Source organism: Stenotrophomonas sp. 89682_Sma, from assembly GCF_056481405.1.
Genome location: NZ_CM151147.1, coordinates 3874760 through 3901255, shown reverse-complemented (window position 1 = coordinate 3901255; position 26496 = coordinate 3874760). Strand labels below are relative to the sequence as shown.

Sequence of the window (26496 nt, the reverse complement as noted above, 5' to 3'; positions counted from 1 at the left end):
TCAGGCTTCGCTGGGCGTAAGCCCCATCAGGCTGTTGGCATGTTCGCGCCACTGCGGCAGTTTGTTGAGCACGCCCGCGCGCTGCAGGTAGTCCTCATTCACCGGGTCGCCGTTGACCAGCGCAAGCGCCACGTGCACCGCACCGGTCACCCAGAAGCTGCGCGTGTTGGCGCGCTGCGGCTGCAGGTGGAACGCCACGGCCTCGATGATCGGCATCGGCAGGCCCCACAGCCCCAACAGGTAGGCACCGGCTTCGGCATGGCCCGGGCGGGTATCACCGGCCAGCGACGGCTCGGTGCGTTCGTTGCGTACGCCGGGCAGCAGCAGGCCGATGTCGGCCAGCAGTGCCGCGGTTGCGCCCAGTTCGGCACTGGATTCGGGCAGCAGGCGTGCGGCCAGCCGCGAGGCGAGCAGGGCGCGCTGCTGCAGCGAGTTGCGTTCGGCGGTCGACAGCGTCGGTGCCGAGAACACTTCGCTGGCCAGTACCAGGTCGCGCAGTGTCGCCAGGCCCAGCCGGGTCACTGCGGTGCGCAGGTCGGCGATGGTGCGGCCCTGGCTGAAGAATGCCGAATTCGACAGCTGCAGCACCTTGGCGGCGATGGCCGGATCGGCGGCCACCAGCTTGGCGACGTCGGCGCTGTCGGCATCGTCGTCATGCTCCAGCGCCTGGGTCAGGCTCAGGTACAGGTGCGGCGGCGACGGCAGTTTCTCGATGCGGCCGATGGCATCGCGCAGGCGCGGGCTGTCCAGCACTTCGCGCAGCTCTTCCAGGCTGGTCAGTGCTTCCAGCAGTACTTCCGGTGCCAGTGGCAACGGCAGGAAACGGTGAGCGACACCGATCAGGCGTGCCGGCGGCGGCCGGTTGCCATGCTGTGCGTCCACCAGCGCGATGCGGATGGTTTCCGGACGCAGGGTCCGGATCTGGCCGAGCAGCGTGGTGGCATTGAGGTCCGGCAGCTGCGGGCAGACAATCACCGCGTCCACGCCCTGGGTGGCAACCGCGGTCATCGCGGCCTGGCCATCGGTGGCGGTCAGCGGCTGCCAGTCTTCCCCAAGATCGGCAATGAATTCGGTCAGCTCAGCCGGCAGGCTGGCTGCATCCCCTACAAGCAGAATACGCACGACACATTCCCCTGGCTGTCTCGACGATGGATGTCGATGACGTGTGAAGTGACGCAATTTACCTAATACGACGGCAAGAGTGATGTGCCGTCATCATGAAACGTGACCCGCATCGCTCCGGCAGGGCATGCCGGAGCGATCCGGTTCAGGCTCAGGCCTTGCTGTCGAGATGGCGCTGGTGCGCCTCGATCAGGATCTGCTTGGCCTCAGCGGCGCCGCCCCAGCCATCGAGCTTGACCCACTTGCCCTTCTCCAGGTCCTTGTAGTGCTCGAAGAAGTGGCCGATGCGCTCCAGCCAGTGGCTCGAGACCTGGGCGATGTCTTCAACGTGGGCGTAGCCACTGAAGATCTTCGACACCGGCACGGCCAGGATCTTCTCGTCGCTGCCTGCCTCATCGCTCATCTTCAGCACGCCGACCGGACGGCAGCGCACGACCGAGCCCGGCACCAGCGGCAGCGGCAGCACCACCAGCACGTCGGCCGGATCGCCGTCGCCGCACAGGGTGCTCGGCACGTAGCCGTAGTTGCAGGGGTAGCGCATCGGGGTGGACAGGATGCGGTCGACGAAGATCGCGCCGGTTTCCTTGTCCACTTCGTACTTCACCGGCTCCGAGTCCTTCGGGATCTCGATGATGACGTTGATTTCTTCCGGCGGGTTCTTGCCGGGCGAGACGAGTTCCAGACCCATGGTCGTGCTCCAGGTGGGGGATATAGACGGATAGCCCCCCATTTTATGCCTTTGCCGGGCGCTGTGCAGGGGAGGGGGCTGACGGCAGGTCGAGGCAGGGGCCGACGCTGCTGGCCGGGATGGACCGATGGGGCCGGCAGGCATGCGGGCGCAGGCTGGATGCACCTTCCCGAGGAGTTGCCGCATGAGGCTTTCTGCCCTGTCTTCTGGCCTGTTCTGCGCGCTGCTGATCGCCCCCACAGCCCAGGCCTTCCCCTACGTCGACCTGATCGATTACCCGCGGCAGGAAGCGAACTGGGATCGCTTCTTTGCCCTGGAGGGCCGTCTGCAGCAAGGCTTCGACAGGATCTGCGGCGACACCTTCTGCGAGGGTGAGTACAGCGACATCCGTGCGCTGCGCCTGCGGTGTTCAGTGGATGCGGTGCGCGGCACGGTGCATGAGTGCCTGTGGGCATTTGCCGCCAGTGACCTGGCCGTGTCGCGGCATGACGGTACGATCGTGGCCCGGCAGCCGAGCTGGCTGTGCCGGCTGCCGCTGGTGCCTGGCACTCCGGTGGAGGACTTCCATGCGGCGCTGGCGGCTCGCAATCCGCTGCACGATCCCTTGCCCGGCACCTCGGAGAGCGTCTATGACGGACTGACCGGCTGCATCCACTGATGCGAACGTGACTGATTCTCATTAACGGAGTAGCATGCGCGGCGCCATCCGACTGTCGTCCCGGTTCCGCGCATGTCCTCCAATGCCGCCTCCCTCACTGAACTGTTGATCCGCGAGCGCCCTGCGCTGCTGCGCCGGGTGCAGCGCATCCTTGGGGGCGACAACGGCGCCGAGGACGTGATCCAGGCCGTGTGGTTCAAGGCCCGTGGGGTTGACGACAGCCAGGCCATCGACAACCCGCGCGCCTATCTGTACCGGCTGGCTGCGAATCTGGCGACCGACCATGGCAGAGAATCGACCCGGCGCAACCGCCTGCTGGCCGACCATTACCTGTGGGGACCGGACGAGGTGATCTCGACCGAGGAACAGGCGATGGCCCAGGACGAGCTGCAGCGGGTGCTCGACGCGGCAGGACACCTGCCGGAGCCGACCCGCACCATCTTCCGGCTCAATCGCCTGCAGGGCCTGACCCAGGCCGAGATCGCACGCCGCCTGGGCGTATCGGTGACCACGGTCGAGAACCATGTACGCACCGCATTGCAACGCCTGGCCTGGGCGCGCAGCGGCCGATGATCGTCCCGGCTTGGGGCTGGCCCGCGCTGAAACGTCTTGATCACTGGACCGAGGATGCGGTCTAGTTCCCCCGCCCGCGCTTGAATGCGCCTGTCTGCCAGCCGATGAGCCCGCCGAACACGCTGCCCGCCGCCAATGACGATGCCCTGGCCGAACAGGCCCGGGACTGGATCGCGTGGCTGGCCGCAGGCGATATCAGCGATGTGCGCATGGATGAGTTCGAACACTGGCTGGAACAGCCTGGGCACCGTCGCGCCTTCGAGCACGAGCGCGCGTTGTGGCGCTGTGTCGGGCCGCGGCCGGAGGCTGTGCGCACCGAGCGGCGGCGCCCGAAGCGGTTGCGATGGGCAATGGCCACTGCGGCGGCACTGGCGATGCTGGTGGCATGGCCGGAAGCCTGGCTGCGCCTGCAGGCCGATCACCGTAGTACGCATGCCGTGCAGGACGTACGGCTGCCCGATGGCAGCCGCGCGGTGCTGGATGCGGACAGCGCGATCGCCGTGCGGTTCGATGCGGATGCACGCCAGATCGAGCTGCTGCGCGGGCGCGCCTGGTTCGAGGTCAGCCCGGATGCGCAGCGGCGCTTCAGCGTGCTTGCGGGCAGTGGCGTGGTCGAGGACATCTCGACCGCGTTCTCCGTCGCACGCGACAGCGACCAGGTGGAAACCCAGGTCGGACAGGGCAGGGTGCGCGTGGCGAGCCCGGTTGACGGTGGCTGGACATACCTGCAGATGGGCCAGCGTGCCATCTACGACGAACACAGTGGCGTGACGCGCCTGCAGGACGTGGCTGCCGACAGTGTCGGCGCGTGGCGACAGGGCGAACTGCTGCTGGAGCAGGCCAGCGTCGCCGACGCCGTGCAATGGGTGGGGCGGTACCGCGCCGGCCCGACCTTCGTGCGCGGCGATCTGTCGCGGCTGCCGGCGGTCAGTGCGGCGCTGCGCATCGATCGCCCGGAACAGGCGCTGGACGCGTTGGCGGCAACGGCGGGATTGCAGGTTACCCGCCTTCCATTCGGCGTCGCCATCGTCCAGTAGATCCACGCCATGCGTGGGTGATCGTCGCGATGATCCCATTGTGCCGACCAACGGTCGGCACCCACCGCGATCGCAAATCCCTCTTGGGGTTCCTGCCGCGCCACCCGTCTTACCCCGCGAACGTACCCGCCGCCGCCACGTACGTCGCCGTGTCCGCCTGTGTTGCGGATGACGCCGCGCCTGCGGCACCGATTACCTGACAGGTTCCCCATGTTCGACTCCCACCGCCCGGGCCGCGTGCTGCGCCCGTCCCGCCTGTGCATCGCCCTGCTGGCCGCCGGCCTGGCCAGCGCCGCACCGTCCGTGCTGGCACAGAGCGCCACCGGCAATCACGCTGCCGTGCAGCGCTTCGACATCCCCGCGCAGCCGCTGGACGAAGCACTGCGCAGCTTCATGCGCCAGTCCGGCGTGCAGGTCGTGTATCCGGCCACCCTCGCCCAGGGAGTGACCTCGCGCGCAGTCAACGGCAGCCTGTCGGCCAACGAGGCGCTGCAGCAGCTGCTGCAGGGCAGCGGGCTGGCGATGCGCCGGGTCAGTGCCGATGCGGTGACCCTGGAAGCGGCAACGCCGGTCCAGGCCGGCAGCGGTGTGATCGTCACCGATACGCTCAGCGTGGCCGGCGACCGTGTCGACGGCGGCGCAGGCAGTGACGAAGCGCGGCTGCTCGACAGCTATCGCAGCGTGGGTTCCACCACGACGCTCAACCGCACGCAGCTGGAGCGTTTCCGCGGGACCTCCAACGGCGACATCGTCAAGGGCGTGGCCGGTGTCACCGCCGGTGACCCGCGCGTGGGCAACGGGTTCGACGTCAACATCCGCGGCATCCAGGGCCAGGGCCGCGTGCCGGTGATCATCGACGGTGGCCAGTCCAGCATGGACACCTACCGTGGCTATGCCGGCCAGTCGCAGCGCACCTATCTCGACCCGGACCTGATCTCCAGCCTGACCATCACCAAGGGCCCGAGCCTGCAGGCCAACGCCTCCGGTGGCATCGGTGGCGTGGTCGAAATGGAGACGCTGAAGATCGGTGACGTGCTGCGCGAGGGGCGCGACTTCGGCGTGCGCGTGCGTGGCGGCCTGGCCAATGGCAGCGCCAACAACCTGCCGGCCTACAGCGCCGCGCCGCGCACCGATCGCAGCGCTACCGGCAGCCAGTTCTTCAACGTGGCCGGCGCCGGCCACTGGGACCGCTTCGACCTGGTCGCCGCCTATGCCTACCGTGACAACGGCAACTACTTCTCCGGCAAGCACGGCTACGATGATTTCCCGCAGACCCGTCGCACGCTGGCGCCGCTGAATCCGCCGCGTACCGAAGTGTTCAACACCTCGTCGCGCTCTAAGTCGGCGCTGCTCAAAGGCACCTGGCGCATCGACGACGCGCAGACGCTGGAAGCCGGTTACCGTCGCTACGAAGGCACCGCCGGCGAGATCATGGCCTCGCAGATCATCCGCGTCGACCGCGATCGCATTCCGCAGTGGGACCCGGGCCATGTCGACATGGACAGCTACACCCTGCGCTACCGCTTCAATCCGGACAGCGATCTGGTCGACCTGCGTGTCAATGCTGCGTACACCGATACCGACAGCGTGATGTACAACAGCCTGACCGGCATCACCCCGTGGTACTTCGACCGCCGCACCGAGTGGTATGACGCCCCGAGCTTCAGCGGCGACCCCGGTTACAAGGATGCGTATCGCAATCCGCTGCGGCAGAAGCGCCTGAACCTGGATGCCAGCAACACGTCGAAGTTCGACACCCGTGCCGGCGCGTTCACGCTGGACTACGGCCTGTCCTACAGCGATGAGGACATTGCACCGGGCAGCTCCGGCCCGGTCATGCACGATGACCTGGTCAACAACCGCTTCCTGCGCAACGCCGAGCGCAAGGAATACAGTGCTGTGGCTTCGCTGAAGTGGCAGCCTGACGAACACTGGGAGCTGCTGGCCGGGGGCCGCTGGAACCGGGTGGATGTGCATGACCGCAACCGCCTGGCAACGCCGGATGCCTACGAGGTGCAGGGCCAGTACCGCTACACCGAGCTGCTCAACGGCAACCCGGCGCTGCCGTCGTGGCGTGCCAAGCGCATCGCGCTGCTGAACTGGTACCCGGACGCCAACGGCAACTTCACCCAGGCCTCGCTGCTGGCGTCGCCGTACAAGAAGGGCACCGTGGCCGACATCTCGGGCTGGAACTTCTATGACGCCGGCAAGCCGCAGGATCTGGAAGTGCCGGTCAGCTGGACCTGGTCGCAGCCGATCCGCCGTCGCGACATCGCGTTCTCGCCGACCGCCAGCGTCGCCTACCGCTTCAGCGAAGACAGCATGGTCTACGTGAAGTACGCCGAGGGCACCAAGCTGCCGAGCCTGTTCGAGACCACGCTGGGCCTGTTCACTGCCGCCAAGCCGGTGGGCGAGCTGAAGCCGGAGCGCGCGCGCAGCTGGGAAATCGGCGCCAGCACCCTCCGCTACGACCTGTTCACTGCCGGTGACCGTCTGGCGCTGAAGCTGGCCTACTTCGATACCCGCATCGACGATCTGATCACCCGCGACTACCGCACGCTGTCGGCGGGCCTGATCCGCAATGTCGACCAGTTCAAGGTGTCGGGCATGGAGTTCCAGTCCAGCTATGACAGCGGCAAGGTGTTCGCCGATCTGTCCGCGCACTACTACTTCAAGGCCAAGACCTGCGCGCCGGACATCGCCGCCGAGCGCCGCGCCTATGGCGTGCAGCGCAGGAACGCGGAGCTGGCCGGCACGCCGGACTGCGTGGATGGCGGCTTCGAGGGTTCGTACACCAACACGCAGAACCCGCCGCGCTACATGGTCAACCTGACCCTGGGCTCGCGCCTGTTCGACGAACGCCTGACCTTCGGTACCCGTGTGATCCACAACGCCGGCCCGATCAGCAAGCTGGACAAGGAATGGAACGTTGGCCTGTCGGCGATCCAGCAGCTGTACCGGCCGAACACGCTGGTGGATCTGTTTGCCAGCTGGAACTTCAACGACCAGTGGTCGGTGGAAGCGGGCGTGGACAACCTGACCGACCGCTACTACCTGGATCCGCTCGCCCTGGGCGTGATGCCGGCCCCGGGCCGCACCGCGCGCCTGGCGTTGACCTGGAAGTACTGATCGGTCGCGGATGAGCGGTGGGGTCGGATGCCTTTCCTGCGGAAAGGGCTCTGACCCCATCGTGCCCCGACCGCCCTCGGCGGGGGCGGACCTTGGTCCGCACCGATTCTGCCGCGCGATCGCCAGCGCCGGGCCATGCCCGGCGAACGCTTACAGCCCGGTCGCGGCCTTCACTGCATCTTCGTGCAGCGACTCGTTCAGCTCATCCACAACGGTGCTCCACGCCGCATCGGCCTGCAGCGATTCAGACAGGAACTGGCGCTGGGCATCGTTCCAGTAGGGGGCCTCGACCACTTCCACATCGGTGGCCAGCTGGTGCTCGCGGATGAAGCGGGCGATGCCCTCGGCACTGGCATCCAGGCCCAGCTGCAGGAACAGGTTGGTCATGCGTGGTTCGGTGGTGATCATCATCGGTTCCTGGTGGAAGTAGGGAATGCCCCATTATCGGCGCACACGGGCTTGGGGAAAGCCCCGCGGCGAACGTCTACAGCACGACGACCCTCCTGGCATTCCCCCCATGAACGCACACATTGCTCCTGAAGACAGCCGCAGCCTGCGGCTCAAGGCCGCCACCCGCGACAGCCACGGCGCCCTGGACAAGCGCATCATGGCCGGCGACATCTTCGCCGACCGCAGCAATTTCGCCCGTTTCCTGCGCGTGCAGTACCGCTTCCACCGCAGCATCGACGCGCTGTACGCCAACCCTGCACTGGACGCATTGCTGCCCGATCTTGGCGAGCGCCGCCGCCTGACCCAGGTGGCACGTGACCTGCAGGACCTGGAGCAGACGCTGCCGGGTACGGACATCGCCGCGCTGCCGTCGGACCTGGCGTTGCCCGCCGCGCTGGGCTGGCTGTACGTGGCCGAAGGCTCCAACCTGGGCGGTACCGTGCTGTACAAGATGGCGGCCAAGCTCGGCCTGGACCGTGACTTCGGCGCCCGCCACCTGGCCGCCCATCCGGATGGCGCCGCCCGCCACTGGCGCGAGTTCACCGCTGCGCTGGACGCGGTGCCGTTGAGCGCGGAGCAGGAGCAGCAGGTGATCGACGCCGCCGATGCGGCGTTCCGCAGCGTGCACGGCCACGTTGAAGTGGAATTCGCCTGATGAACGCCCGCCACCCGCGAGTGCAGCGCTGATGCGCTGGCTCTGGTTCGCGCTGGGCTGGGTAATGGTCGGCCTCGGCGTGATCGGCGCGTTGCTGCCGGTAATGCCGACCACCATTTTCCTGATCCTTGCGGTGGGCTGCTTCGCGCGCAGCTCGCCGAAGTTCGAGCAGCGTCTGCTGGCGCATCCACGCTACGGCCAGTCGCTGCGGCTGTGGCGGGAGCAGGGCGCGGTGTCGCGCAAGGGCAAGGCGTTCGCCAGCGCCGGGATGGCGGTGGGCTTTGCCCTGTTCTGCTGGGGCGCGCACCCGTCGTGGCGCCTGCTGCTGGGCGTGGGCCTGTTCTTTGCGGTCAGCGCCGGCTATGTGCTCAGTCGACCCGCACCACGCATTGAACCTGCACCGATGGTGGAAGTGGACGATGCCAACGATCCGCGCGCGGCTCGTCGCCGTGGCGCAGCCCCCGATAGCGATGGAACCCGTGACGATGCTGCCTGCTGACCTGGCCCCCGTGGCCGCCCCTGCACTGACCCCGTGGGGCATGTACCTGGCCGCCGACGTCGTGGTGAAGACGGTGATGATCGCGCTGGCACTGGCGTCGCTCGCGACCTGGACCGTGCTGTTGGCCAAGGGCTGGGAGCTGGCCCGGCAGGCGCGGCAGCTGCGCGCGGCGCGCGCGCTGTTGCTGCAGTCCGCACAGTTGCCGGCGCAGAGCGAAGCGGCAAGCCTGCAGCAGGGCACCGCACTGGCGATGCTGGACGCCGCACGCACCGAACTGCGCCTGTCGCAGGAGCTGGACAGCCGCGACGGCATCAAGGAACGCGTGGCGTCGCGGTTGGATCGCATCGAGCTGGAAACGGCACGCGTGCAGCGGCGTGGTATCGGCGTGCTCGCCAGCATCGGTGCGGTGGCGCCGTTCGTGGGCCTGTTCGGCACGGTGTGGGGCATCATGAACAGCTTCATTGGTATTGCCCACAGCAACACCACCAATCTGGCGGTGGTCGCGCCGGGCATTGCCGAGGCCTTGCTGGCCACCGCGCTCGGCCTGGTCGCTGCGATTCCCGCGGTCCTGGTCTATAACCACTTCAGCCGCGTGCTGGCCGGCCTGCGTGGCCTGCTCGGCGATCTGTCGGCGGCGGTGCAGCAGCTGGTTTCGCGCGACCTCGATCGTGCCGTTCCGCGCAGCGCAGCGACGCCGCTGCGCGCGGTGCACTGAGGCGCGACGATGGCGATCAGGACCGCGTCCGACCGCGACGACACGCTGGAAGAAGCCCACGAGATCAACGTCACGCCGTTCATCGACGTGATGTTGGTGCTGCTGATCATCTTCATGGTGGCGGCACCGTTGGCCACCGTATCGGTGCCGGTGCAGCTGCCAGCCAGCAGTGCCAGCGCCACGCCGCCGGACCAGGCGCCGGTGTATGTGACCGTGCAGGCCGATCTGTCACTGCGCGTCGGTGAGCAGGCAGTGGCACGCGACGGGCTGGCCGCTGCGCTGCAGGCAGCCACCCAGGGTGACACCTCGCAACGCCTGTTCCTGCGCGCCGATTCCCGTGTGCCTTACGGTGAACTGATGGCGACGCTGGATGCGCTGCGTGCTGCGGGCTACCTGAAGGTGGCACTGGTTGGACTGGAGCAGGGCGCGCGATGAGCGGACTGCGGCGCTGGGCGACCAGCCTGGCGATCGTGCTGCTGGTGCATGCGCTGCTGATTGGCGTGGCCAGCTGGTGGGCAGCGCGCGCTCCGGCGGTGGCTGCCGTAGCGCCGCCCGCAGCGTTGATGCTGGAGTTGGCGCCGATGGCACAGGCGCCGCCCGTGCCGCCGCGCGAAGTGGCGACGGGCCCCCTGCAGCAGCAACAGCAGCGGCAGGCGCCGAAGCAGGCGCTACGCGAGCAGCCGAAGGCGCCGGTGCAGCCGCAGGGTGACCTGCCGCCGCCGCGCACACCTGAGCCGACGCCCTCGCCGGATACTGCCGACGCCAATGTCGCGCAGACCAGCGCGCCGCCGCAGGTCGCTGCCGACGCGGCTGCTCGCTATGCCGCACCGCAGACCACCGCCGGCGAGCGCAGTCGCGCTGAAGCCACCTGGGAAGGTCGCCTGCTGGGGCACCTGCAGAAGCATCGCCGCTATCCACGCCAGGCCGAGCGGCTGCGCCAGCAGGGTGTGGTGTACGTGCGCTTCGCCGTGGCCCGCGATGGCGCTGTCTCGGGTCTGACACTGGGCCGCAGCAGTGGCTTTGCGTGGCTCGACCAGGAGACGCTGGATACCGTGCGACGTGCCAATCCGGTACCGGCGCCGCCGGCCGAAGTGGCCGGCGACCCGGTGGAAGTGATGGTACCGGTGTCGTTCTTCCTGCGCGGGCGGTGATTGACGATGGGGTCGCCATCCACGCATGGCGTGGATCTACAGCAGCGGTACCAGCAGCAGCGCGACGATGTTGATGATCTTGATCAGCGGGTTGATCGCCGGACCGGCGGTGTCCTTGTACGGGTCACCGACGGTATCGCCGGTCACCGCGGCCTTGTGCGCTTCGCTGCCCTTGCCGCCGAAATGGCCATCCTCGATGTACTTCTTGGCGTTGTCCCAGGCGCCGCCGCCGGTGGTCATCGAGATGGCCACGAACAGGCCGGTCACGATCGTACCGATCAACAGGCCGCCCAGTGCGCGCGGCCCCAGCAGCAGGCCGACCACCACCGGTACGGCTACCGGCAACAACGAAGGCACGATCATTTCGCGGATCGCTGAGCGGGTCAGCATGTCCACTGCCTTGTCGTACTGCGGCTTGCCGGTGCCCTGCATGATGCCGGGAATCTCGCGGAACTGGCGGCGTACTTCCTCCACCACCGCCCCGGCGGCGCGGCCGACCGCTTCCATCGCCATCGCACCGAACAGGTAGGGAATCAGGCCGCCGATCAGCAGGCCGATGATCACCGTGTGGTCGCTGAGATCGAAGCGGAACTCCTGACCGGGATGCGCGGCCTGCAGGTTGTGCGTGTAGTCGGCGAACAGCACCAGTGCGGCCAGTGCCGCCGAACCGATCGCATAGCCCTTGGTCACCGCCTTGGTGGTATTGCCCACCGCGTCCAATGGATCGGTGATGTCGCGGATCTCCGAGGGCAGTTCGGCCATTTCGGCAATGCCGCCGGCGTTGTCGGTGATCGGCCCATAGGCATCGAGAGCAACGATCATGCCGGCCATCGACAGCATCGCGGTGGCGGCGATGGCGATGCCGTACAGCCCGCCCAGCGCGAACGCCCCCCAGATCGCCGCACACACCGCCACCACCGGCAGCGCGGTGGACTTCATCGAGATGCCGAGGCCGGCGATGATGTTGGTGCCGTGGCCGGTGGTCGAGGCCTGCGCCACGTGCTGCACCGGCTTGTACTGGGTGCCGGTGTAGTACTCGGTGATCCACACGATCAGCCCGGTCAGGACCAGGCCGATCAACGCACAGCCATACAGCGCCATCGGCCCATGCACGTTGTCGGACATCAGCCCGGTGGTGATCGGATAGAAGGCGATGGCGGCCAGCACGCCGGAGACGATCACGCCCTTGTACAGCGCGCCCATGATCGAGCCGCCCGGCTTCACCTTGACGAACAGCGCGCCGATGATCGAGGCGATGATCGACACGCCGCCCAGTACCAGCGGATACAGCACCGCATTGGCACCGGCTTCGGCCAGCATCAGGCTGCCCAGCAGCATGGTGGCGATCACGGTCACCGCATAGGTCTCGAACAGGTCGGCGGCCATGCCGGCGCAGTCGCCCACATTGTCACCGACGTTGTCAGCGATCACCGCCGGATTGCGCGGATCATCCTCGGGAATGCCGGCTTCGACCTTGCCGACCAGATCGGCGCCGACGTCGGCGCCCTTGGTGAAGATGCCACCGCCCAGCCGCGCGAAGATCGAGATCAGCGACGAACCGAAGGCCAGGCCGACCAGCGCATGCAGTGCCTGTTCCATCGGCAGGCCCATGCGCAGCAGCAGCGCGTAGTAGCCGGCCACGCCCAGCAGGCCCAGCCCGACCACCAGCATGCCGGTGATCGCACCGCCACGGAACGCCACGTCCATCGCCGCACTGATGCCATGGCGTGCGGCCTCGGCGGTGCGCACGTTGGCGCGTACCGAGACATTCATGCCGATGTAGCCGGCGGCGCCGGACAGTACCGCGCCGACCGCGAAGCCGATCGCGGTGTACCAGCTGAGGAAGATGCCGACCAGCACGAACAGCACCACGCCGGCGATGCCGATGGTCAGGTACTGGCGGTTGAGGTAGGCACGCGCACCTTCCTGGATCGCGGTGGCGATCGCGACCATGCGCTCATTGCCAGTGGGTTGGCGCAGGATCCAGCGCGCCGAGACGATTCCGAACAGGATCGCGAGAATGGCGCAGCCCAGCGCCAGTGACAGCCCGTGACGTTCCAGCATTAGACCCCTCCGCAGAATGGATGTAGGCATCCAGTGGCGATGAACGGCACCACGAGGGGGACGACGGGTTGCAGCCTGGAACCAACCCGTACCGACCTTGGCGGTCGTCCGACGTATGGCGGTGTTCAGCATTCCCTGGTGCCCGCAGTATGCGTGCCGCCACTTGTAGAGTCGAGCCGTGCTCGACTGGCTTCTGCGAGCCGCGCCGCATGGCCCGTAGGGCGCCCTCCGGATGAACGCATCGCCATGCGTGCGGGCCCTGCCGCCGGGCCATGGGCACGAGAGTCACAGGCCTTTGCACCCCGTTAAGCCAAGCTCTGCAAGCCTGCGCTCAGTCCTGTAGGAGATCTCCCATGCGCCTGTCCCTGTTGATGCTTGCCGCCCTGGTCCCGGCTGTACCGGCACTCGCCGCGGAAACCCCGGAGCTGCAGCGCGCCGTGGGTGCTCCGCAGGCGGTAGGCGCGGTGCATACCCTGCGCCAGATTCCCGAGGCCTGCGCACGCCTGGAAGGTGCGTTCACCGGCGATGCCGCCGCGCCGTACCGCTTCTCCGCCGTGCGTACCAGCGAGCAGTGCCAGCCACGCGCGCGCTTCGTCGATTACACCAAGGCCCAGCCGAGCGCCGACAAGGGCTGGAAGCTCAACGATGTGATCCGTGTGCCCAACGCCGCGTGCCCGGCGCAGCAGGCGGTGGTGCGGGTGTGGCGCCTGCCGTCCAGCAACAAGGTCGAGCTGGATGGGCAGGGCCAGTCGCGCATCTACCTGGAAGAGGCGAAGAAGCAGGCGGCTGCCGGCCAGATTCCGCAGGTGACGATGTTTGCCGCGCAGTTGCAGATGGAAGGCAAGGTCTGCAATTGAAGTTGCGTGGGCGGTGTACCCACGCGGTCATCCACGGGTAGTGCCGGCCGCTGGCCGGCAACCCTGCAATCATCACTCCGCCAGCGTCGCTCCACGTGCCACCAGCAGTTCGCGCAGGGCCTTGCGGTGGCAGTGCGCCTCATCCTCGCAATAGCACCCCACGCTGATGTCGCTGTGCTGCGACATCGCAGCCAGCAGGTCAAGCGCATGGGCGGCATCAGGCGCCTTCATCTCGGCCGTGTAGTGGCGGAAGAACGTGTTCCAGTCGGCGGCCGTCTTCGCCTCGTGCGCCTGCTTCACCAGTGCCGCGCTGGGTGACAGTGTCGGGAACCAGACGTCGTACCAGTTCTGCCGGGCGAACTCGCTGCGTGGCACGCCGCGCGGCGGGCGCCGCACGGTACCGATGCGCAGCCCCTCGCTGGGTTGGCGCGGCGTACCCAGTCGAACAACACGCAATGCCATGGTGTTCCTCCATTAAAAGGGGACGGAGGGACTTAAGTCGTATCCGACCCACTGCTGACGCTGTTGGAGATGACAGAGGGGTGTATGCGACTTAACCCCCTCCGTCCCCTCTTTCGGGTCAGCCTTCGAAGGCCGGCAGCTTCTGCTTCACCGCCACGTTCTTGAGGGTGACGTACTTGGGCAGTCCATCGGCCCCGTAGGGCAGCGGCGCTTCGCCCTTGATCAGCGGCGACAGGTAGGCGCGCGCCTTGGCGGTGATGCCGAAGCCATCGCGGCGTATGAAGCCGGCGGGCATCTTCTTTTCATGGTTGGCGATCTTCGACAGCGGCGCCGCTTCGATCTTCCAGCGGTAGGGAGCGTCGCTGCTGCGCACGATCACCGGCATCACGCCGTTCTGGCCCTTCAGCGCCAGCTGCACCGCGGCCTTGCCGACCGCCTGTGCCTGCTCCCAGTCGGTCCTGCTGGCCAGGTGGCGGGCCGAGCGCTGCAGGTAATCGGGCAGCGCCCAATGGACCTTCAGGCCCAGCTGGTCCTTGACCCGGCCGGCCAGGTGCGCGGCCACGCCACCCAGCTGCGAGTGGCCGAACGAGTCCTTGCCGCCGCCAGCGTCGGCGACGAAGCGGCCGTCGGCGGTGGCGATGCCTTCCGATGCCACCACCACGCAGTAGCCGACGCGCTCGACCACCGCCTTTACCTTGGCCAGGAACGCAGCCTCGTCGTAGGCGCGCTCGGGCAGCAGGATGATGTGCGGGGCTTCGTCATCGCCGTTGCCGGCCAGGCCGGCGGCCGCGGCCAGCCAGCCGGCGTGGCGGCCCATCGCCTCGTAGATGAAGACGCGGGTGGAGGTCTCGGCCATCGCCGCCACGTCCAGCGCCGCCTCGCGCACCGAGACGGCGGTGTACTTGGCTGCCGAGCCGAAGCCGGGGCAGGTGTCGGTCACTGCCAGATCGTTGTCGATGGTCTTGGGCACGCCGATGCAGGTCAGGTCGTAGCCGGAGGCCTTGGCCAGCTGCGAGACCTTCAGCGCGGTATCGGCCGAGTCGTTGCCGCCGTTGTAGAGGAACCAGCGCACGTCATGGGCGCGCAGCACCTCCAGCAGGCGGTCGTAGCGGGCGCGGTCGGCGTCCAGCGATTTCAGCTTGACCCGGCACGAGCCGAATGCGCCGCCCGGGGTATGGGCGAGGGCGCGGATGGCGGCGGCGCTCTCCTTGCTGGTGTCGATCAGCTCCTCGCGCAGCGCGCCGAGGATGCCGTTGCGCGCTGCCAGGACCTTGATGCCCTTGGCCCGGGCCTGCTCGATCACCGCCGCCGCCGTGGCGTTGATGACGGCGGTGACACCACCGGATTGGGCGTAGAGGAGAGTACCGTTGCGCATGCGTCTACCTGCTCGGGGGAAAGGACATTGCAGGGACATTACCCGGATGCGGTAAAGTGGCGCTATTGCGGTGCAGCGATACCGGACCGTCCGGGACGCGAACCTTCTTTGTTTTCAACACGTTGGAGTCAGGTCAATGCGATTGGTTCTGTTGGGACCGCCCGGTTCGGGCAAGGGGACACAGGCGACGCGCCTGAAGGAAAAGCTGGGGATCGCCCACATTTCGACCGGTGACATGCTGCGCGCGGAAATCGCCGCGGGCACGGAGCTGGGCAAGCAGGCCAAGACGGTGATGGATGCCGGCAATCTGGTGTCGGATGACATCCTGCTGGGCATGCTGGAGTCGCGCCTGACCCAGCCCGATGTCGCCAAGGGCTTCATCCTCGATGGTTATCCGCGCAATGTGGCCCAGGCCAACGCGATGGACGGCCTGCTGGCCAAGATCGGCCAGCCGCTGGATGCCGTGGTGCAGCTGGACGTGGCCACCGAGCTGCTGGTCGACCGCATCGCCGGTCGCGCCAAGGAACAGGGTCGTGCCGACGACAATCCGGAAGCGGTGCGCCAGCGCCTGCAGGTCTACAACGACCAGACCGCCCCGGTGGTCGACTTCTACGCCGGCCGTGGCACCCTCGCCCGCGTCGACGGCGTCGGCGAACTGGACGAGATCGAAGCCCGCATCTTGGCGGCGATCAAGGCCTGATCCGGCGGGGCCGGCCTGCTGCCGGCCCTTCGGGCGAAAAAACACAGGCCTGGTCCGCGAGGATCAGGCCTGTGTTTTTTCATAGGCGCCAGCAGAGGGCTTGCTCAGGGCCCCGCAGCATGAGCTCCCTTGGGGATGGCCTCTTGGGGAGTAGGACCGGTTCGGGTACTGCGGCTGGCAGTTCGAATTGTGTCCGGGTTCACAGAACATCGCTATCGGGAATTCCCTGACAGAAGATTGGAGTTTTCTCACATCCCGTGTAGGACTTGTCTTACCCGGGGGCGGACATTGGCCCTATACAGCCGTCATCGGTCACAATCCCCGGTCATGAGCAGCGTACATATCCTTGCAATCGCCGGCACCTTCATGGGCGGCGTGGCCGCCCTGGCGCGGGAACTCGGCCATCCAGTCAGTGGCAGCGACCAGGCCATCTATCCGCCGATGTCGACCCAGCTGGAACAGTTGGGCATCACCCTGGACCAGGGCTATCGCGCCGACAGCGTGCCGGCCGGAACCGATGAAGTGGTGATCGGCAACGCGCTCTCGCGCGGCAATGCGGCCGTGGAGGCCGTGCTCGACGCCGGCCAGCGCTACATTTCGGGAGCGCAGTGGCTGTCTGAACAGGTACTGCCGGGCCGCGACACCCTGGCCGTGGCCGGTACCCATGGCAAGACCACCACCACCACCATCCTCACCTGGCTGCTGGAAAGCGCCGGACGTTCGCCAGGCTTCCTGATCGGCGGCGTGGCCGAGGATTTCGGCGTTTCCGCGCGCCTGGGCCAGGGCCGCGAATTCGTGGTCGAAGCCGATGAGTACGACACCGCCTTCTTCGACAAGCGCAGCAAGTTCGTGCACTACCGGCCGCTGGTGGCCATCCTCAACAACCTTGAATACGACCACGCCGACATCTTCCCCGATGTGGCGGCGATCCAGCGCCAGTTCCACCATCTGGTGCGCACGGTGCCGGCGCGTGGCCGCCTGATCGTCAACGGTGAGGACCAGCACCTGGCCGAGGTGCTGGCGATGGGTTGCTGGACCCCGGTCGAGCGCTTCGGTTTCGACCCGTCCCTGGAATGGCATGCGGAACTGCTGGTTGCCGATGGCAGCGCGTTCCGCGTGTACCACCGCGGGCAGGCGCTGGGTGATGTGCAGTGGTCGCTGCTGGGCCGGCACAACGTGCTCAACGGCTTGGCCGCGCTGGCCGCCGCGCATGCCGTGGGCGTGGCGCCGGCCGAGGTGATCCCGGCGCTGGCGCGCTTCCGCAGCGTCAAGCGCCGCATGGAAGTGATCGGCAGCCACGAGGGCATCACCGTCTACGACGATTTCGCCCATCACCCGACCGCGATCGCCACCACGCTGCAAGGCCTGCGTGCCAAGGTCGGCGATGCGCGCATCGTGGTCGCCATGGAGCCGCGCAGCAATTCGATGCGGCTGGGCGCACATGCGCAGGCGCTGGCCCCGTCGCTGGCGCTGGCCGATGAAGTGGTGTTCCTGCACCGCCCGGAACTGGCCTGGGATGCCGCCGCTGTGATCGCTGCGGTGCGTGGTGAAGCGCACGCGGTGCCGGATACCGACGCGCTGCTGGCGCAGCTGCAAGCCAGCGCGCGCAGCGGCGACCACGTGGTGTTCATGTCCAATGGTGGCTTCGACGGCGCACCGCGCCGCTTCCTCGCCGCGCTGCAGGCCCGATGAGCGTCGACGGTTCGCTGCCGCTGTTTCCGCTGCACACCACGCTGGTGCCAGGTGCGGCGGTGGGCCTGCGCGTGTTCGAACGCCGTTACCTTGATCTGGTGCGCGACAGCGGCCGCAGTGGCGAAGGCTTCGGTGTCTGCCTGATCCTCGACGGCCAGGAAGTGGGAGCCCCGGCAACACCGGCGGCCTATGGCGTGCAGGTGCGCATCGAAGACTTCGATGTCGGCGCCGACGGCGTGCTGCAGTTGCGCCTGCGCGGCACCCGCCGTTTCCATGTCGAGCGCACCCGTGTGCGCGACAACGGGCTGGTGGTGGCCGATGTGCGCTGGTGCGAGGAAGACCCCGATGACGAACTGCGGCCGCAGCATGCACTGCTGGCCACGGTGCTGGGGCACATCATCGAGCAGGCCGGTGAGGCCTATGCGCCGGCCAATCCGGCGTTGCTGGACCAGGCCAGCTGGGTCGGCTGGCGGCTGGCCGAGTTGCTGCCGCTGAGCGAGCAGCAGCGGTTGCAGCTGCTGCAGATGGACGACCCGCACGAGCGGTTGCAGCAGTTGCTGGGCTGGATGCCGTAGAAGCCTGCCTGGGGTGGGTGTGCACCTTGGTGCACACGCAGGGGCATGCGGTGAATGCCATCCACGCATGGCGTGGATCTACCTCCGCCGGGCATGGCCCGGCGCTACCCGTCCGTGTTCCGGTAGCGCCGGGCCATACCCGGCGGCTCCATCACGGAGTGGTCTTCAACCGCAGCACCGGCAACCCGGTTTCGGTGTGCACATCCTCGCGCTGCGGCAGGTCCTGCACGGCGTCCTTCACGGCATTCAATGCCGGGTCGACGCCACGCAGCGGGTGCCACATGCCGATCCACTCGAAGTGGCGTTCGTAACGCAGGGTCTGCGCGCTGCCCAGCCACAGCGGCGTGTTGCCCGGCTGCAGCTGGGCCGGTGCTGGCCACAGCCGCAGTACATAGCGCTCATCCGGCTTCGCGCCCTGGCGCACCATCAGCAGGGCTTCCACGCGGGTTTCCAGCGTCGCCGGCAGCACCGGCAGTTCATCGGCACCGGTGTTCTTGTCCAGCATCAGCAGCGCCTGCTGCCAGCCGGCCTGTTCCTGCCGCTTCCAGCCACGTGCTTCCAGCTGCGCCTGCAGCGGTGCCAATGGGCCGGCCACCTGCACGTCCAGCGGCCAGCGCTGATCGTCGTCGAATTCGTTGCGTCGTGCCGGCAACTGCGCCCAGTCGTGCTGCCACCAGGCCTGCATGTCCATCGCCTGCGGTGCCGGCAGGGTCGGTTCGAAGCGTTCCAGCTTCACCGGAATGTGGCGCGGCGCGTACCACATCGCCGCCACGGCGAAGACGCCGTAGAACAGCCAGGCGACCGGCTTCACCCAGAACGAGCGGTTGAAGCGGCGGCGATAGGCGATGCCCAGCACCAGCAGCCAGAACGTGCCGAACAGCATGCCGCCGATCACGTCGCTCAGCCAATGCGCGCCCAGGTACAGGCGCGAGAAGCCGATCAGGCTGACCACGATGCCCGACACCAGGTACGGCCAGACGCGGGTGCGGCCGGGCATCTCGCGTGCGATCAGCACCGCGAAGAAGCCGAAGGTGATGGTGGCCATGGTCACCGACACCGACGGGAAGCCGAAGCCACTGCTGGCATCGACCGGGCGCACCACATCCACGGTGGCGCCCAGCAGCATGGTCAGTGCCAGGCCGAAGGCGAGGGCGGCCAGCCAGTGCGCGGCCGCCATCCAGCGCCGGCGCCAGATCAGGTAGCCCATCGCCGCAGCGGTGGCCGGCAGCAGTACCTGCCACGCCCCCAGCGACGCCAGCGCAGCCATCGGGTAGTCGGCCAGTGGATTACGCAGCGCCAGCATGGCCTGGTGCACCAGCAGGTCGATGGCCAGCGGCTCGCCGTGTGCGACCACCACGGTCAGCAGCGCGAACCAGCCCCAGCCCAGCAGGAGCAGCATCAACGCCAGCATCGCCAGCGGCACCGATTCGCGGCGCTTCGGGTCCAGCACGCCCACGGTGTAGCGGCCCAGCGTCGGGTGGCGGTTGGACCAGTCCAGCAAGCGTGCCAGCCAGTTGTCCATGCGTGCGGCCGACCAGCGGTAGCCGTACAGCACGATGGCCCAGACCAGGCCAAGGATCACCGCCAGCAGGCCGACCACCACCACCAGCCGCCCTGCCACGGCAGCCACCGCGTCATACGCTTCGCCGAGGATCCAGCCCGGGGCCAGGAACAGCACTGCCCAGGAAATGCTGGCGATGCCGCTGGCCTGCACGTAGCGGCTGGCGGGCATCTTCATCATGCCGGCGATGGCCGGCACGAAGGGGCGGATCGCGCCAACGTAGCGCGCTACCAGGATGCTCTTGAATGCATTGCGGCGGAACAGGTTCTCGCCACGGTCGAGCAGCTGCGGATAGCGGCTGAACGGCCACACGCCACGCAGCCGGTCGCCCCAGCGGCGGCCGATCCAGTAGCTGATGCCGTCGCCGGCAAACGCGCCCAATGCCGCAGCCGCCACCGCGTACGGCCCGGAGATCTGGCCCAGGCCAATGAACACGCCCACCGCGAACAGCAATGGCAGGGCCGGCACGATGGCGCCGAGAATGATCACCGCATCGCAGAAGGCGATGAGGAAGATAACGGCGCCCGCCAGCACGGGGTGAGCGGCAATCCACGCAAGCGTGGCGTCGATCCATGAAGAGTCCATTGCCCGATTATAGGGGCGTGAAGGTGACTGGTTCCCAGCCGCTTCGTGACCGTTTGCAACCGGCGCCATCGCCTAGAATGGGGTCATGCCGCATACGCCAGACGCTCCCCACCATGCTTTGAAGGCCGACAGTTTCGGCCGGATCCTTCTGGTTGAAGGGCCCGACGGCCCGTTCGTACGCCGCGATCTGGGCGCCACGCCGCTGTGGCTGCGGTTGCCTGCGTGGTGGCTTGCACGTCGCGAGGCACGCGCGCTGCGCCATATCCATGGCATGGCCGATGTGCCGCAGCTGCTGGCCTGGGATGGCCGCCACCTCGACCGCAGCTTCATGGCCGGCGATGCCATGTACCAGCGTCCGCCGCGCGGCGACCTGGCCTGGTTCCGTTCCGCACGGCGCCTGCTGCAGCAGCTGCACCGCCGTGGCGTGGCCCACAACGATCTGGCCAAGGAGGCCAACTGGCTGGTCACCGAGGATGGCCGCCCGGCGCTGATCGACTTCCAGCTGGCGGTGATCGGCAACCCGCGCTCGCGCTGGATGCGCCTGCTGGCCCGCGAGGACCTGCGCCACCTGCTCAAGCACAAGCGCATGTACTGCCGTGAATCGCTCACCCCGGTGGAAAAGCGCGTGCTCAAGCGTACCTCGTGGGTGCGTGAGCTGTGGTTCGCCACCGGCAAGCCGGTCTATCGCTTCGTCACCCGGCGGATCCTGCACTGGGAAGACAACGAAGGGCAGGGACCAAAGCCGTGAGCACATCACAGGTGGTGACCGCGCTGCCGAGCGCGGGCAGCGTGCTGCGCACTCAGCTGCCCGGTGCGGATTTCGTGCACGCCTGCCAGGCTGCCACCCGGCGCGACGGGCGTACCGCACTGCAGGCCTACCGCGACATGGCGGCGACCATTCCCGGCTGGTTCGATGGCTTGATGGCACTGCGCAACCACGGCATGCGCCTGCTGGGCATGAAGCATCTGGGTTCGTTGCGGGCGGTGCAGGGCACTGTCGATCCGGCGCCCGGCCAGCGGCTGGGCATCTTCACCCTGCAGTCGCTGGATGACGATGCCATCGTGCTGGAAGATGATGATCGCCACCTGCGGGTACAGCTGGCCCTGCAATGGCAGGGCGATGTACTGGAGGTGGCGACGGTGGTGCATACGCACAACGCGTTCGGGCGCCTCTACATGCTGCCGGTCGCGCCCGTGCACAGGTTGATCGTGCCGCATCTGCTGCAGAAGCAGGTGCAGGCGTACCGGTGACGCGCCACTGCGTGCGCCGGGCGTGGCCCGGCGACACGCAGCGTTTCCGGGTTACGGCGTCGCCGGCACCACCTGCTGGCCGATGAAGTTGCGCTTGGCATCGAAGTCATAGGCGATCTGCAGCTGGCCCACGTCCGGACAGGCGTGGCAGTCGCGCAGCGGCGTGCGGTACAGCAGGCGGATGCCGCCGCCCTCCAGCGGTGTCGCTCCGGCCGACTGTGCAGGCGCGAACGGCGTAGCCTGCGGATTGGCCTTCAGCAGCTCCTGCACGGCCGGGTCGGCACGCAGCGTGTCGTCCAGCTGCACGGCGTCCACATCGATGCGCTTGCCGCTGGCGTCGACCAGGCGGGTGCCTTCGTTGGTGTTGGCGCGGAACGGATACTCGACCGTGGCAATGCCCAGCCCCTCGTTCTCATGCCAGGCGGTGACATACGCCAGTTCCCCGGCGCTGGACAGTTGCTCGGCGGCAGTGATCGCCTCGGCGCTTGCTCCCCCTGCTCGCATCGCATCGCGCAGGCAATCCCGGGTAGCGGCATTCTCGCCCTGGCGGCAGGCGTTCAGATCGCCATCCCAGACCACGGCCTCGCTCCAGCGCATCTTTCCGTCGGCGGCGGCCTTCTCCGCGCTGGGCGCGTCACCGGCGGGTGGCTCCTTGCCGGGTTCCGGCGAACGGCCCTGGCAGGCAGTCAGCAGGGCAAGCCCCAAGGCAGGCAGCAACAGGCGGGAACGGCGCATGGCGTGGACCTCGTGCGTTGGCTGGAGGCCCGAGTATCGTCAAGACCGGGTGAACTCCGCGTCGGCGCGGCATACTAGCGGCTCATTGCATACGCTGGAGTGTGGAACGTGGGCAGTCTGCAGGGCAAAACGCTTTTCATCACCGGTGCTTCGCGTGGCATCGGCCTGGCCATCGCGCTGCGCGCCGCGCGCGACGGTGCCAATGTGGCCATCGCGGCCAAGTCGTCGGTGCCGAATCCGAAGCTGCCGGGCACCATCCACACCGCCGCCGAAGCGGTGACGGCGGCAGGGGGGCAGGGCCTGGCGCTGAAGTGCGACATCCGCGAGGAAGAGCAGGTGCAGGCGGCCGTCGCGGCCACGGTCGATACCTTCGGTGGCATCGACATCCTGATCAACAACGCCAGCGCGATCTGGCTGCGGGGCACGCTGGATACGCCGATGAAGCGCTTCGACCTGATGCAGCAGGTCAATGCGCGCGGCAGTTTCCTGTGCGCGCAGGCCTGCCTGCCGTACCTGCTGCAGGCGCCGAATCCGCACATCCTCACGTTGGCGCCACCGCCGAGCCTGGAGCCGAAGTGGTGGGCACCGCACACCGGCTACACGCTGGCAAAGATGGGCATGAGCTTCGTCACCCTGGGCCTGGCTGCGGAGTTCGGTCCACAGGGCGTGGCGGTGAACGCGCTGTGGCCACGCACGGTGATCGCCACCGATGCGATAAACATGATTCCGGGCGTGGATGCGGCCGGTTGCCGCACGCCACAGATCATGGCCGACGCCGCGCATGCGGTGCTGGTGCGCGAAGCGGCCGGTTTCCATGGCCAGTTCCTGATCGATGATGAAGTGCTGGCGCAGGCCGGCGTCACCGACCTTTCGGGCTACGCGGTGGACCCGTCGAGGCCGTTGCTGCCGGATCTGTTCCTGGATTGATCGCGCGTCGCTGGAAGAGGCCGAGGGCTGCTGCGCTAGAATGCGCGGCTGTAATCGTTTCCAACAAGGATGTGAGCACATGTCACGTACTCTTTCCGTCGCGGCGCTGGCCGCTTCGCTGTCGTTGATCCTGACCGCCTGCGGTGCCAAGGCACCCGCAGCTGCGGGCGGCGCCGCGTCCTCCGGCACGCCGGACGCCAGCGCGGCGCCGTCCGACGCACAGCAGCAGTTGACCGCAAAGCTCAACGCCTACATCGGGTGCTTCAACGCGCTTGATTCGAAGACCCAAGGCAGCATCGAGTCCTATACGCGCTGGATCAAGGATGTCGCCGCCGGCCCGACCGGTCGCGAGACACAGGTGTACGGTCCGTTCGAGATCAGCGACTACGACATGAAGCAGTGCGATGGCCCCGTGACCGAGGCGATGGCGGCCAAGCCTGCGCTGGCCGAACTCGATGCTGCTGCTGGCCGTTATCAGCAGGCGCTGAAGGCACTGGTGCCGATCAGCAAGGACGCGCACGACTACTACGATCGTCAGGATTACGAAGACGACCAGTTCGCCAAGGGCAAGCAGCTGCATGGGCCATTGATGGCTGCCTTCAAGGAGTTCGCCGTTGCCAGTGAAACGTTCAACGCCGAGCTGGAGCGCCAGAACGACGCCGCCCAGCGCGAGCAGCTCAAGGCACTGGAGCAGGCCGAGGGTCGCACGCGTGAGTACTACCGCCTGGCGATGATGCTGGAAGCCAAGGCCATCATGGACCTGATGAGCGAGGATGATTTCGATCAGGCCAAGGCCCGCGAGCGTCTGGATGCGTTCAATCGCATTTCCGACGAAGCGCATGCGAAGGTGGCCGATCAGGAGCCGGGCAAGCTGGACTGGAACAGCTTCGAGCGTGAGGCCGAGAACTTCCGGCGGGAAGGCAAGGAGCGCCTGCAGCGGGTCAGTACCAAGACGCCCTACAGCGATTTCGAGCGACGCATGCTGGACTCGCCCTCGATGGCACCGCGCGGTTCGGCCAGCAAGCTGATGCAGGAATACAACACGCTCGTTTTCCAGAGCAACCGCCAGTGACCCGCGCATCAGTCCCCCCGCGAGAGGCCATGAAGACTTCCACTCTGCGTATCGCGCCGCTGCTGCTGGTTGGCGCTGTGACCGGCCTGTCAGGCTGCAGCAAGCCGGCTGGACTGGCTGTGGCCGATCCTGGCCTGGAGAAGGTCAACGCCTACATCGAGTGCTACAACGGCGTCGAACAGCCCATCCACGAAGGCTTCCAGACCTACACGGCATGGATGGAGGACCCTGATGCCGGCCCGACCGGCAAGGAACCGCAGCCGCGTTCGCCCGGCAAGGTGTTGTCGCACCGCGTGGAATACTGCGGCCAAGCGATGACCGAAGCGCTGGCGAAGAGTCCGGCGCTTCCGATGGATGGCCCCGCACGCGACTACCAGCGGTCGTTCCAGGCATTGAATACTCTGATCGAGCGCGCCGACGGCTACTTCACCCGCGAAGATCATCGCCGCGATGGCGGTGAAGGCATGCGCAGCCAGCACGCCCCGCTGATGCAGGCCTATGCCGATTTCTTCAAGGCCAGCGAAGCGATGGACGCGGCGCTGGAACAGAATGAGAACGATCGCCGCGTCGCACAGCTGAAGCAGATCGAGCAAAGCGAAGGCCGTTCGCTGGCGTACTACCACCTTCGTTTGCTGGGTGATGGCAAGCAGCTGGCCATGGCGTTCCAGGACGACGCACCGGAGGTAGCGGCCCTGCGAAAGCAGCTCGCCGACTACCAGGCATTGGTGACCGAGATCCAGAACGGCGGTGTCGGCAAGGACGACCCGATGTGGGGCCACGTGCAGCGTTCGGCGGACAAGCTGGTGCGTACCGCGGGACGCGGCGTCGAGCGCCTGGAGCAGCACAAGCCGATCACCGCCGAGGCGCTGGCGGCAGAGCGCAAGGCATCGGGCAGTTGGCTTACGACCGACCCGGAAGGGGCACAGTCAACGATCCTGGCGGCCTACAACGACCTGGTGACCACCAGCAACCGCATGCGTTGAGCTGGTTCCACGCCGGGCCATGCCCGGCGCGCACCAGGTTGGTCCGGCAGTGCCGGCCGCTGGCCGGCATGTGCCTCAATGGTTGAACGCATCGGGCAGCTCACCGCCGCACTTGCGGCAGTGCCGTGCATCCGGTTCGTGGCCTTCCAGCCCGCAATGCGGGCAGCCGCGCGCATCACGGCGCGCGGCCAGCTCGGCTTCGCGCATGGTGCTGGCCAGTTCGGCGGTGTAGATGCCGGTGGGCACGGCGATGATGCTGTAGCCGATCAGGATCAGCACCGAGGTGACGAAGCGGCCAAGCACGGTCTGCGGCACGATGTCGCCGAAGCCGACCGTGGCCATGGTCACCACCGCCCAGTACATGCTGGCCGGGATGTTGGTGAAGCCGTGTTCGGGACCCTCGATCACGTACATCAGCGCACCGGCGATGATGGTGATGGTGATCACCGTGAACAGGAACACCAGCACCTTGCGCCGGCTGCGCCACAGCGATGTCATCAGGACGCCGCTTTCCTCGATGTAGCGGGTCAGCTTGAGGATGCGGAACACGCGCAGGATGCGCAGCGCTCGCACCACCAGCAGGCTCTGCGCGCCGGGGATGAACATCGACAGGTAGGCGGGCAGGATCGACAGCAGGTCGATGATGCCCCAGATGCTCACCGCGTAACGCAGCGGGCGCTTGACCACCGCCAGCCGCAGCAGGTATTCGGCGGTGAAGATGATGGTGAAGGCCCATTCCAGGATGTACAGGCCGGTGGACCATTCGGCATGCAGGTGCTGCACGCTGTCGATCATCACCACCAGGATGCTGGCGACGATCGCCACCACCAGGATCAGGTCGAAATTGCGCGAGGGCCGCGAGTCATGGCGGTAGATGATGTCGAACCACCGGCGGCGCCAGCCGGTCTCGGTGGCGGGGTTCAGCTGGGGGGCGGAAAACGGTCGCATGGGCGCATTGTGCCGCAGGGGTTCCGGCGCGA

General features: G+C 67.4%; 27 protein-coding genes. 18 read left to right on the top strand and 9 right to left on the bottom strand.

The genetic code is table 11. The features are described from left to right. Positions 1–1122, bottom strand: a complete 1122-nt coding sequence (locus ACZK29_RS18050; protein ID WP_111202765.1) for an HDOD domain-containing protein — start codon at positions 1120–1122, stop codon at positions 1–3. Positions 1123–1273: 151 nt separating this feature from the next. Continuing rightward, a complete protein-coding gene (gene ppa, locus ACZK29_RS18045; protein WP_005410935.1) occupies positions 1274–1810 on the bottom strand; it encodes an inorganic diphosphatase in 537 nt (178 codons plus the stop codon). Between the two features lie 184 nt (positions 1811–1994). Here ppa and ACZK29_RS18040 point away from each other — a divergent pair, with 184 nt between their 5' ends. The 4 genes from ACZK29_RS18040 to ACZK29_RS18025 all read left to right on the top strand — a co-directional run bounded on the left by ACZK29_RS18040 (position 1995) and on the right by ACZK29_RS18025 (position 7207). Then, positions 1995–2468 carry a hypothetical protein gene (locus ACZK29_RS18040; RefSeq protein WP_111202764.1) on the top strand — a complete coding sequence of 158 codons (474 nt, stop codon included), beginning with the start codon at positions 1995–1997 and terminating at the stop codon, positions 2466–2468. Positions 2469–2540: 72 nt separating this feature from the next. Then, positions 2541–3041: an RNA polymerase sigma factor gene (locus ACZK29_RS18035; RefSeq protein ID WP_014038389.1), complete on the top strand. Its 501-nt coding sequence runs from the start codon at positions 2541–2543 to the stop codon at positions 3039–3041. 104 nt (positions 3042–3145) lie between these two features. Further along, a complete protein-coding gene (locus ACZK29_RS18030; protein WP_478446325.1) occupies positions 3146–4078 on the top strand; it encodes a FecR family protein in 933 nt (310 codons plus the stop codon). Positions 4079–4288: 210 nt separating this feature from the next. Continuing rightward, entirely contained in the window at positions 4289–7207 is a 2919-nt protein-coding gene (locus tag ACZK29_RS18025; RefSeq protein ID WP_478446324.1) for a TonB-dependent receptor, read from the top strand. 150 nt (positions 7208–7357) lie between these two features. On the opposite strand, the gene ACZK29_RS18020 is transcribed toward ACZK29_RS18025, so the two are convergent. Beyond that, on the bottom strand, positions 7358–7615 hold the full coding sequence (locus ACZK29_RS18020) for a DUF2789 domain-containing protein (protein WP_010483993.1): 258 nt from the start codon (positions 7613–7615) through the stop codon (positions 7358–7360). A gap of 109 nt (positions 7616–7724) precedes the next feature. Between ACZK29_RS18020 and ACZK29_RS18015 the strand changes: the two genes are divergently transcribed. The 5 genes from ACZK29_RS18015 to ACZK29_RS17995 are packed head-to-tail and all read left to right on the top strand — an operon-like array spanning position 7725 to position 10677. Next, positions 7725–8312, top strand: coding sequence for a biliverdin-producing heme oxygenase (locus ACZK29_RS18015; protein WP_111202761.1), 588 nt, complete (start codon positions 7725–7727; stop codon positions 8310–8312). 31 nt (positions 8313–8343) lie between these two features. Beyond that, positions 8344–8811: a YbaN family protein gene (locus tag ACZK29_RS18010; RefSeq protein WP_478446323.1), complete on the top strand. Its 468-nt coding sequence runs from the start codon at positions 8344–8346 to the stop codon at positions 8809–8811. Beyond that, on the top strand, positions 8798–9526 hold the full coding sequence (gene exbB / locus ACZK29_RS18005; protein ID WP_111112898.1) for a tonB-system energizer ExbB: 729 nt from the start codon (positions 8798–8800) through the stop codon (positions 9524–9526). The genes ACZK29_RS18010 and exbB overlap by 14 nt, the downstream gene beginning before the upstream one ends. A gap of 9 nt (positions 9527–9535) precedes the next feature. After that, a complete protein-coding gene (exbD, locus tag ACZK29_RS18000) occupies positions 9536–9961 on the top strand; it encodes a TonB system transport protein ExbD (RefSeq protein WP_478446322.1) in 426 nt (141 codons plus the stop codon). Next, a complete protein-coding gene (locus ACZK29_RS17995) occupies positions 9958–10677 on the top strand; it encodes an energy transducer TonB (RefSeq protein WP_478446321.1) in 720 nt (239 codons plus the stop codon). The genes exbD and ACZK29_RS17995 overlap by 4 nt, the downstream gene beginning before the upstream one ends. A 36-nt stretch (positions 10678–10713) precedes the next feature. Here the strand turns inward: ACZK29_RS17995 and ACZK29_RS17990 are convergent, their stop codons facing one another. Beyond that, the gene (locus ACZK29_RS17990; protein ID WP_164147057.1) at positions 10714–12741 is read right to left on the bottom strand and encodes a sodium-translocating pyrophosphatase; all 2028 of its coding nucleotides are present in this window, start codon (positions 12739–12741) and stop codon (positions 10714–10716) included. A gap of 353 nt (positions 12742–13094) precedes the next feature. Here ACZK29_RS17990 and ACZK29_RS17985 point away from each other — a divergent pair, with 353 nt between their 5' ends. Continuing rightward, positions 13095–13598: a hypothetical protein gene (locus ACZK29_RS17985; protein ID WP_111202756.1), complete on the top strand. Its 504-nt coding sequence runs from the start codon at positions 13095–13097 to the stop codon at positions 13596–13598. 72 nt (positions 13599–13670) lie between these two features. Here ACZK29_RS17985 and ACZK29_RS17980 read toward each other — a convergent pair whose 3' ends face one another. Together ACZK29_RS17980 and ACZK29_RS17975 are read right to left on the bottom strand one after the other, a co-directional pair. Next, positions 13671–14060 carry a DUF488 domain-containing protein gene (locus ACZK29_RS17980; RefSeq protein WP_478446320.1) on the bottom strand — a complete coding sequence of 130 codons (390 nt, stop codon included), beginning with the start codon at positions 14058–14060 and terminating at the stop codon, positions 13671–13673. 118 nt (positions 14061–14178) lie between these two features. After that, positions 14179–15435: a 6-phosphofructokinase gene (locus ACZK29_RS17975; protein ID WP_111202754.1), complete on the bottom strand. Its 1257-nt coding sequence runs from the start codon at positions 15433–15435 to the stop codon at positions 14179–14181. A 136-nt stretch (positions 15436–15571) separates the two neighbouring features. Here ACZK29_RS17975 and ACZK29_RS17970 point away from each other — a divergent pair, with 136 nt between their 5' ends. The 3 genes from ACZK29_RS17970 (at position 15572) to ACZK29_RS17960 (ending at position 18402) form a co-directional block, all read left to right on the top strand. After that, a complete protein-coding gene (locus ACZK29_RS17970) occupies positions 15572–16135 on the top strand; it encodes an adenylate kinase (RefSeq protein ID WP_478446319.1) in 564 nt (187 codons plus the stop codon). Positions 16136–16462: 327 nt separating this feature from the next. Continuing rightward, entirely contained in the window at positions 16463–17827 is a 1365-nt protein-coding gene (mpl, locus tag ACZK29_RS17965; RefSeq protein WP_111202753.1) for a UDP-N-acetylmuramate:L-alanyl-gamma-D-glutamyl-meso-diaminopimelate ligase, read from the top strand. Then, complete coding sequence (locus tag ACZK29_RS17960; RefSeq protein ID WP_111202752.1) at positions 17824–18402, top strand: LON peptidase substrate-binding domain-containing protein; 579 nt, start codon at positions 17824–17826, stop codon at positions 18400–18402. The genes mpl and ACZK29_RS17960 overlap by 4 nt, the downstream gene beginning before the upstream one ends. Before the next feature lie 151 nt (positions 18403–18553). Here ACZK29_RS17960 and ACZK29_RS17955 read toward each other — a convergent pair whose 3' ends face one another. Continuing rightward, positions 18554–20548, bottom strand: a complete 1995-nt coding sequence (locus ACZK29_RS17955) for a bifunctional DedA family/phosphatase PAP2 family protein (RefSeq protein WP_111202751.1) — start codon at positions 20546–20548, stop codon at positions 18554–18556. Between the two features lie 85 nt (positions 20549–20633). Between ACZK29_RS17955 and ACZK29_RS17950 the strand changes: the two genes are divergently transcribed. Then, positions 20634–21296, top strand: a complete 663-nt coding sequence (locus tag ACZK29_RS17950) for a serine/threonine-protein kinase (protein ID WP_478446318.1) — start codon at positions 20634–20636, stop codon at positions 21294–21296. Beyond that, positions 21293–21799: a DUF2867 domain-containing protein gene (locus ACZK29_RS17945; RefSeq protein WP_478446317.1), complete on the top strand. Its 507-nt coding sequence runs from the start codon at positions 21293–21295 to the stop codon at positions 21797–21799. Before ACZK29_RS17950 ends, ACZK29_RS17945 begins: the two co-directional genes overlap by 4 nt. A 51-nt stretch (positions 21800–21850) precedes the next feature. Here the strand turns inward: ACZK29_RS17945 and ACZK29_RS17940 are convergent, their stop codons facing one another. Continuing rightward, positions 21851–22534 carry a hypothetical protein gene (locus ACZK29_RS17940; RefSeq protein ID WP_005414380.1) on the bottom strand — a complete coding sequence of 228 codons (684 nt, stop codon included), beginning with the start codon at positions 22532–22534 and terminating at the stop codon, positions 21851–21853. Between the two features lie 108 nt (positions 22535–22642). Here ACZK29_RS17940 and ACZK29_RS17935 point away from each other — a divergent pair, with 108 nt between their 5' ends. The 3 genes from ACZK29_RS17935 to ACZK29_RS17925 all read left to right on the top strand — a co-directional run bounded on the left by ACZK29_RS17935 (position 22643) and on the right by ACZK29_RS17925 (position 25516). Further along, positions 22643–23461, top strand: coding sequence for an SDR family oxidoreductase (locus ACZK29_RS17935; protein ID WP_049427294.1), 819 nt, complete (start codon positions 22643–22645; stop codon positions 23459–23461). 79 nt (positions 23462–23540) lie between these two features. Further along, entirely contained in the window at positions 23541–24533 is a 993-nt protein-coding gene (locus ACZK29_RS17930; RefSeq protein ID WP_111202748.1) for a YiiG family protein, read from the top strand. A gap of 29 nt (positions 24534–24562) precedes the next feature. Beyond that, a complete protein-coding gene (locus ACZK29_RS17925) occupies positions 24563–25516 on the top strand; it encodes a YiiG family protein (RefSeq protein WP_478446316.1) in 954 nt (317 codons plus the stop codon). 75 nt (positions 25517–25591) lie between these two features. Here ACZK29_RS17925 and ACZK29_RS17920 read toward each other — a convergent pair whose 3' ends face one another. After that, positions 25592–26464: an ion transporter gene (locus ACZK29_RS17920; RefSeq protein ID WP_478446315.1), complete on the bottom strand. Its 873-nt coding sequence runs from the start codon at positions 26462–26464 to the stop codon at positions 25592–25594. Between the last annotated feature and the right edge of the window lie 32 nt (positions 26465–26496).